Origin of the sequence: Arthrobacter mobilis (assembly GCF_012395835.1) — a bacterium.
Taxonomy (GTDB): Bacteria; Actinomycetota; Actinomycetes; order Actinomycetales; family Micrococcaceae; genus Crystallibacter; species Crystallibacter mobilis.
Map to the genome: position 1 here is coordinate 1 of NZ_JAAZSQ010000089.1, position 692 is coordinate 692.

Consider the following 692-nt stretch of genomic DNA (forward strand, 5'->3'; position numbering starts at 1 on the left):
ACGGCGCCGGAGATGTAGACCCCGTCAAAGCCCTTTTCCTGGATCAGCTTCGCCGAGAGCGGGTTGAACGCGCCGGGGAACTGCACGATGGTCCCGGAGGCCAGCATTTCCCGCAGCCGCCGGCGCTTCTGCTCCGGGGTGGTGGCGGCGTACAGCATCAGAACAGTCCCTTCGGGCCCTTGGACAGGTCAATGACCCCGGGGGCGGCCTGGACGGTCAGCTGGTCCAGGTCGCCGGCGGCCAGTTCGGGCAGGCGCGCGGCGGCGGCCAGGAACCTGTCGATCTCGGCCGGTTCCACCAGGCCTTCGGCCAGGGCGCGGAACTTGCCGATGTACTGGTCCCGGGCGAAGGGCCGGGCACCGAGCGGGTGGGCGTCGGCGACGGCAATCTCGTCCGTGATCACGGTGCCGTCGGCCAGGGTGATCTCCACCCGGCCGCCGAAGGCCTTCTCCGTGATGTCCGTCGAGTGGTAGCGGCGGGTCCACTCCGCATCCTCCTCGGTGGTCACCCTGCGCCAGAGCGCCACGGTGTCCGGCCGGCCGGCCCGGTCCGGGGCGTAGGAGTCCACATGGTGCCAGGAACCGTCCTGCAGGGCGACGGTGAAGATGTACGGGATGGAATGGTCCAGGGTCTCCCGGGAGGCGGCCGGGTCGTACTTCTGCGGATCGTTCGCCCCGGAGCCGATCACATGG

The 692-nt window shown here is 69.9% G+C and carries 2 pseudogenes; both read right to left on the minus strand.

Going from position 1 to position 692, the window contains the following annotated elements:
• Nucleotides 1-158 (minus strand): annotated as a pseudogene (locus HGG74_RS21840) (methylisocitrate lyase); the annotation flags it as partial.
• Nucleotides 158-692: pseudogene (locus HGG74_RS21005) on the minus strand (MmgE/PrpD family protein); the annotation flags it as partial. The pseudogenes HGG74_RS21005 and HGG74_RS21840, both read right to left, overlap by 1 nt.